This window comes from Achromobacter marplatensis (assembly GCF_002209535.1).
GTDB classification, from domain to species: Bacteria; Pseudomonadota; Gammaproteobacteria; order Burkholderiales; family Burkholderiaceae_B; genus Achromobacter; species Achromobacter marplatensis.
On sequence record NZ_NJIG01000026.1, the window covers coordinates 46,007 to 53,257 of the forward strand.

Here is a 7,251-nt window from a genome sequence, read left to right on the forward strand (position 1 = left end):
GGTCACTCGTAAAAAATACGATATAAAACGCAATAAACCCGTATTTACATTGCTGAGCTGAAACTTAAGGTGTCTGGAACGCATCCAGACGTTTGCGCCTGTTTCATTTGACCCCGCTGTTCTCTACACTTAGCGCGCCTGACCCCTATCGTGCCTTCAGGGCGGGTACGCACGTCACGTCTTATCAAGCTGTCAGGAAGACTTCGCATGGCGAAATGGGGTTTGCGCAAAAAATCATTGATGGCGCTGCTGTTGGCATGCGTGATCGCCTTGGCGTCCGCCGCCGTGATCGGCTGGCTGGTGCTGGATGGGGTCAAAGACCACTTCGGGCGAGCATTCGCCGACAACTTCACGCAACTGAACCGGCAACGCATCCTGGCGCCGGTGTCGCGCGAACTGGCCCTGTCCCAGCGCCTGGCCGACAGTGAAGTCACTCGCCGTTGGCTGCGCAATGAAAGCGATCCGGCCGCCCGCGAGCTCTTCTTCCGCGAAGCCGACGGCTACCGCCGCGATCTGCTGGGCCGGGCCTACTTCATCGCCAGCGCCGCCAGCGGGCACTACTACTTCAACGACGACCAGCCGCTGTCCGAAGCGCCGCGCTACACGCTCAGCCCCGGCGCGGCGGACGACGGCTGGTTCTACGCCACGCTGAAGTCGCCGGCCAAATACAACATCAACGTCAACCCCGACTTAAAGCTCAAGACCACCAAGGTCTGGATCAACGTGCAGGTGCGCGATGGCGACAAGGTCGTCGGCCTGACCGGCGCCGGCCTGGACGTGGGCGGTTTCCTGCGCGACTTCGTCAACAGCGGCCAGCCCGGCGTCACGCCCATCATCGTGGACGAAGAAGGCGCCATCCAGGCGCACATGGACGCGAGCCTCATCGCCTACAACTCGGGCGCGAGCGGCGCGGCCGACGGCCGGGGCAGGGTGTTCAATCTGCTGGACGACGGCCCGGGGCGGGACGAGCTGCGCTCGGCCATGCACGCGGCCCAGGCCGATCCGCAGTCGGTGCAATCCGCCTGGGTGAAGATGGACGGGGCGCGCCAGTTGATGTCCGTGGCCTACATGCCCGAGCTGCACTGGCATGTGCTGACGGTCGTAGACCTGGGGGCAGCCCGCGTGCTGGACACCGGCTGGCTCTGGCCGGCGGCCATCGGCCTGGCGGTGCTGTTTGCCGCCATGCTGCTGTGCTTCGGCTACGCCATTGAACGGCTGATGCTGCGCCCCTTGCGCCGCCTGCAGCAGTCGGCCCGCGCCATCGCGGACGGCAGCTACGACGTGCGCCTACCCCCGGGTGGCCAAGACGAGATCGGCGACCTGAGCCGCGCCTTCGGCGTCATGGCCGACAAGGTTCGCCAGCACACGGCCGAACTGGAAACGAAGGTGCGCGAACGCACCTCCGAACTGGAAGACGCCAACCGCGCCATGGCCGCCGCGCACAAGAAGATCGGCGACTCCATTGACTACGCCAGCCTGATCCAGCGCGCCATCCTGCCGGACCGCCAACTGACGCAGTCCCTGGGCGCTCACCACTTCGTGCTGTGGAAGCCGCGCGACGTGGTGGGCGGCGACTTCTATGTCTTCCGCTCGGACGGCGTCAATTGCCTCTTGGGCATCATGGACTGCGCGGGCCACGGCGTGCCGGGTGCGCTGATGACCATGCTGGCGCGCGCCGCCATCGACCTGGCGATCACCGAGGTCGGACCCGGCGATCCCGCGGGCGTGCTGACCCGCACCGACGCCGCCATCCGCGCCATGCTTGCGGATGCGCAATTGCCCCGGGCGCTGGCCACCAACACCGATGCAGGCCTGGTATATATTGACCGCCAGACCGGACGGCTGCGGTATGCGGGCGCGAAGATCAGCCTGTACGCCAGCGATGGCGATACCTTGCGCGAGATCCCCGGCGGCCGGCGTGCGCTGGGCGACAAACGCGCCGGGGTCTACGAGAATATCGAGCTGCAGATGGAGCCGGGCTGGACCTATTACCTGGCCACCGACGGCTTTCTGGACCAGGCGGGCGGCGAGCACGGATTCGGGTTCGGCAACACGCGTTTCGCGGATATGCTCAAGAGACACGCGCGGCAGCCGTTAACTGAACAGGCCGCCGCCTTTACGCAAGCGCTGGCCGAATATCAGGGTGGCCGTCCCCAGCGTGACGACATCACCTTGCTGTCTTTCCGTTTCGAATAAACGTTATCAGGGCGGTACCGCTATGAATGCCTCCGATCTCTACGCGCTGGGCGAACGGTTCAATCAGAACCGCACCCTGCTGTGCTTCAACGGGCCGATCTCCCGCAGCCTGATCGAGGAAATCGGCAACGCGCTCAAGAATTACCTGAACGCCGAACATGTGCGCCCGGCCGAAGCGATGGACGTGTTCTCGGTGTACATCGAGATGATCCAGAACATCCGCCAGTACGCTGCCGCCAACGGAGACGCCGAGGCCTCGGCCACCGTCGTGATCGGCCGCCGCGATGAAAGCCGCTACGTGGTGTCGGCGGGCAATCTGGTCAAGTCCGATGACGGCCATGCGCTGGTCGCCCGGATCCAGGAACTGGCCGCGCTGGACAAGGCGGCCCTGAAGGCCGAATACAAGACGCAGCTGCACAAGCCGCGCACCCAAGGCGTGGCCTCGGGCGCGGGTCTGGGGCTGATCGATATCGCCCGGCGCGCCGGCGCCCCGCTGGAGGCCAGCCTGACGCCCGCTGCGCAGGAAGGACAGGCGTTCTTCAGCCTGAGCGTAGTGATCTGAGGGCTCCGCAGGCATTCAAGAATTATTTTCGGAGTATTTGATGAAAGATCTGAACATTCCCGGGACGCAGTCCACGCCCGCCATCACCGCCGATGCCGCCGCCGGCGTGCTGGCGATGCGCGGCGACTCCTATCCCGAGAATTCCTTCGAACTGTTCGGCCCCGTGATCGAGTGGGTCGAGGCGTATCTGCTGGGCACGACCGCCCCGCTGAGCCTGGAACTGGAACTGCTGTATCTGAACACCAGCAGCATCAAGTCCGTCATGGACATCTTCGACGTCCTCGAAGCGGCCCACGGCAAAGGCCGTCAGGTCAGCGTGACCTGGTTCTACGACAAGCGCAATGAACGCGTCGGCGAACTGGCCGAGGAATTCAAGGAAGACTGCACTTTTCCGTTCTCGGTGGTTGGCCGCGAATGAAACCGGGCGCCGCCGAGCTGGATCGACGCATCACCGAACTGCTGGCGGACCCCGCCTATGAAGGCCATCCGCTGCGCGAAGCGCTCGAGGCGCTGTGGCGGCATACGGCCGAGCAGATGGCGCGTATTGAACGCGTGACCCAGTTGTCGGATGCCTACCAGTCCATGGCGCACGAGCGCGAACTGGGCCTGTGCGACCAATTCGACCGGCAATTGCGCCGATTGACCCGCATCGCACGGATTTCCGACCACTACCAGAACATGATGCGCGACCTGAACGCGGCGCTGGAAGAAACCTCCAGCCGCGATCCGCTGACCAGCCTGCTGAACCGTCGCGCCCTGATGGAAATGATCAAGCAGGAAGTCGAGCGCGCCTCGCGCAGCGGCGAAAGCTTTGTCGTCGCCATGCTGGACGTAGACCATTTCAAGGCGGTCAACGACCGCTATGGTCACGAGACGGGCGACCGCGCGCTGGTCGAGTTGGCTGGTGTGATGCGCGAGAGCCTGCGCGAATACGATTTGTGCGGACGTTGGGGCGGCGAGGAATTCCTGGTGCTGCTGCCCCACACGCCGCCCGAAGCCGCCCAGGGCGTCATGGACAGGCTCGTCGGCGCGGTGCGCGGGCTGGCGGTGGCGGCGGGCGACGAGGTATTGCGGTTGACGGTCAGTATCGGCATGGCGCATCACCAGTTGGGAGAGACCTTCTCGGAAACGCTCAGTCGTGCGGACCAGGCGCTGTACCTGGCCAAGCAGGACGGACGAGACCGCGTCGCGCTTGGTTTTCCAAAGCGCTGAATGAAACCGGAACAGCTGTATTCCGGCATGGAGCCCCTTATGCTTGATACTCATGTAGGCGTTTCGAGCGCGGGCCCCCAGGGCGCCGCGTGGCATGCGGGCAATTACCTGACGTCGATGAATCGGGCGCTGCTGCTGTTCGATTTCGATGCGAGCGGCTCGCTGTCGAACGCCAACGCCAATTTCCTGGCTGCCGCGGGGTACACCCTGGAGGAGGCCCTGGCGCTGCGCCACGACAGGCTGTGCGACAGCATGGACGAAGGCAAGGGCATCGCCAGCGGAGAACGCATCTGGGCCCGGCTGCTCCAGGGCGACCATTTTTCGGGCACCTGCCGCTACCGCAAGAAGGACGGCGGGTCGTTATGGATCGAGGCCACTTATCTGCCGTTGAAGGACGATGATGGCGAGGTCGTGCGCATTTCGGTCATCTCGCGCAAGTCGATTGCCGATGCCGAGCGCCAGGAAGAGATCCGCCTGCTGCTGCTGGGCATCAACGAAACCGGCAACGCCGTTGCCGTGTCCGGCAGCGATGGCCGCATCGTCTATGTGAATGACGGCTTCCAGCGCATGCTCGGCTTCGGCCGGGGCGATGCCGTGCACCAGGAACTGGGCGAACTGCTGGCCGGCGGCCGGCCCGACGGCGGCACCCGCGAAGAACTGGACCGCCGCATCGCCTGCCGCGAGGGCTACCACAAGGACGTGCTGGTCTACGACCGCTGCGGCAAGCCGCTATGGGTGTCGGTCATGGCCAACTCGGTCTTCGACGACCGGGGCACGCTCGTCAACATCGTGGACGTGCTGACCGACATCACCCCCACCAAGGTGCACGAAGTCCTGCAGCGCCGCGTGCTGCAGGCGATGGTGAATGAGGCCTCGGTGGTCGAGGTCATGAACATGGTGTGCCGCGAAGTCGAGCGCCTGGCGCCCGAAGTGGCCGCCACCGTGCTGCGCGTGGATGACACCGGCCACCTGCGCCCGCTGGCGGCCCCGAGCATGCCGCCCGCCTACAGCGATGCGCTGGACGGCGTGAAGATCGGCCCGCAATCGGGCGCCTGCGGCACTTCCGCGTTTTTGGGCCGCCCCGTCATCGTGCCCGATATCGCCACCGACCCCCTGTGGGACGATTACCGCCACCTGCCGCTGCCCGACGACATCAAGGCCTGCTGGTCTTCGCCCATCAAATCCAGCGACGGGCGCGTGATCGGCACGTTCGGCTTCTACTTCCGCGAACGCCGCCTGCCCGACGACTTCCACCATCGCCTGGTGGATGTGTGCGTCTACCTGTGCGCGCTGGCGCTGGAACGTGAAGAAGCCCGCGCCCGCATCCGCCAACTGGCGTTCTACGATGAACTGACCGGCCTGCCGAACCGCAACCTGCTGCTGGCCCAGGCCGAGCAGGCCCTGGCGCGCGCCGAACCGGAACGCAAGCGCGTGGCGGTGCTGTTCCTGGACCTGGATCGCTTCAAGCAGGTCAACGACACCCTGGGCCATCCCATCGGCGACGCCTTGCTGCGCGACGTGGCCCAGCGCTTGCGCCGCCTGGCGCGGGCCACCGACATCGTCGGCCGGCTGTCCGGCGACGAGTTCGTGATGATGATGCCGGACTTCGAGCACGGCCGGCTGACGGCCGCCGCCGAACACATCCTGGTGGCGCTGGCCCAGCCGTTCTCGGTGGGCGGCATCACCCTGAACCCGTCGGTCAGCATCGGCATCAGCGTGTTCCCGGAAAACGGCCGCGACATGGATACGTTGCTGCGCCATGCCGACATGGCGATGTACCAGGCCAAGACGGCGGGACGAAACCGGATCTCTTTCTTCAGCGCGGAAATGAACCGCCAGGCGCAAGAACGCCTGGCGCTGGAAGCGGCTCTGCGCGACGCGCTGGAAGCCAAGGCGCTGCGCCTGCACTACCAGCCGCAGGTCGGCCTGAAGAACGGCAGCCTGTACGGGGTGGAAGCGCTGGCCCGCTGGCGCCACCCGACGCTCGGCGATATTTCGCCGGTGCGTTTCGTGCCGCTGGCCGAAGAGTGCGGGCTGATCGGCGACCTGGGCGACTGGGCGCTGCGCGAGGCGTGCTCGCAGTTGGCGACGTGGCGCAACAACGGATTGAAGGTGCCGTCGGTTTCGGTGAACCTGTCGGCCACGAATTTCCACAACCTGAACCTGCCCAGGATGATTGCAGCCACGCTGGCCGAATTCGGCCTGGCGCCTGCCGACCTGATGCTGGAGATAACCGAAGGCGTGGTCCTGGACGCTACCGCCGGCACGTTGCGGACCATTGCCGAACTGCATCGCCTGGGCGTGCGTTTGTCGATGGACGACTTCGGGACGGGGTATTCCAGCCTGGGGCATTTGCGGCGCCTGATCGTGGACGAATTGAAGCTGGATCGCAGCTTTGTCCAGGGTTTGGAAAGCGATGATGCGGCGCGGGCGTTGACGAGCGCCGTCATTCGGATCGGAGAGAGCTTGAGCCTGCCGGTGGTAGCCGAAGGCGTCGAGAATGAGGAACAGCGGCGGTTCTTGATCGAGCAGGGGTGTGCGGCGGGACAGGGGTTTCTGTTTTCGCCGCCGTTGCCGGCTAAGGAATTGGAGGAGTGGCTTCGGGGGAGAGCTTGACGGCGTTTTGTGTTGTCGCGGGCGTGGGTTCTTAAGACGCCCGGGGCGACGATGGCCTGCGGGGCGCGGGTCAACGATTGCGGTCCGGAGCCTTCGCTCCGGACTGCCCCGTTGTCATCTTCGTTGTTGCCTGCGGCAACTGCCTTCAGATTCCCTCGGGCTTATCGACGCCCCGCGCCCCGCAGGCCACCGTCGCCCCGGGCTCTGTCAGTTGAAATTTCGCGTCAGCTGGGGAGGGTGGTTTGCTTAGGGTTCTCTCCACCGGTGTTTGGATGGTGGAGGACCTTGCGGGGCCCGCTCCCGGCCGGCCGCGCGGGCGGCCTCGGGGAGCTTACGCGTCGTCTTGCGTCGTGAGGATGCGGTTTGGGTTTTGAGGTGCTTGGCCCGTACGTGTCTGTCCGTGCTCCGTAGGATGGGTGGAGTGCGTACCGGTCGGCATAGGCACGCGAATGTATGCCGCACGTAACCCATCATCCATGCATGCCACCAGATGGGTTACGCGCGACAGGCGTCATCATCCTAATGGTGGATCTGCCGCGCTCCACCCATCCTACGAATGACGAACCCTTCGCCCCTCCCACCCGCGCGCAAGCGACCACCCCCCCAACGACACCAGACGCGTATGCCGATTGGCGCCGCCCGGGCGGCGCCAATCGGCGGGCCCC

Annotated in this window: 5 protein-coding genes; all 5 read left to right on the plus strand. The window is 65.3% G+C overall.

Annotated features, from left to right (window positions below):
* The first annotated feature begins 207 nt into the window (after positions 1-207).
* From siaA to CEY09_RS30065, 5 genes are read left to right on the plus strand one after another with little or no spacing between them, the layout of a single operon-like run.
* Positions 208-2,196: a biofilm regulation protein phosphatase SiaA gene (gene siaA / locus CEY09_RS30045; protein ID WP_208625084.1), complete on the plus strand. Its 1,989-nt coding sequence runs from the start codon at positions 208-210 to the stop codon at positions 2,194-2,196.
* 22 nt (positions 2,197-2,218) lie between these two features.
* A complete protein-coding gene (gene siaB, locus CEY09_RS30050) occupies positions 2,219-2,758 on the plus strand; it encodes a biofilm regulation protein kinase SiaB (RefSeq protein ID WP_006228044.1) in 540 nt (179 codons plus the stop codon).
* 40 nt (positions 2,759-2,798) lie between these two features.
* Entirely contained in the window at positions 2,799-3,176 is a 378-nt protein-coding gene (gene siaC / locus CEY09_RS30055; protein WP_006228045.1) for a biofilm regulation phosphoprotein SiaC, read from the plus strand.
* A complete protein-coding gene (gene siaD, locus CEY09_RS30060) occupies positions 3,173-3,970 on the plus strand; it encodes a biofilm regulation diguanylate cyclase SiaD (RefSeq protein ID WP_088591409.1) in 798 nt (265 codons plus the stop codon). The genes siaC and siaD overlap by 4 nt, the downstream gene beginning before the upstream one ends.
* A 39-nt stretch (positions 3,971-4,009) precedes the next feature.
* Complete coding sequence (locus tag CEY09_RS30065; RefSeq protein ID WP_088591412.1) at positions 4,010-6,586, plus strand: sensor domain-containing protein; 2,577 nt, start codon at positions 4,010-4,012, stop codon at positions 6,584-6,586.
* The last annotated feature ends 665 nt before the right edge of the window (positions 6,587-7,251 follow it).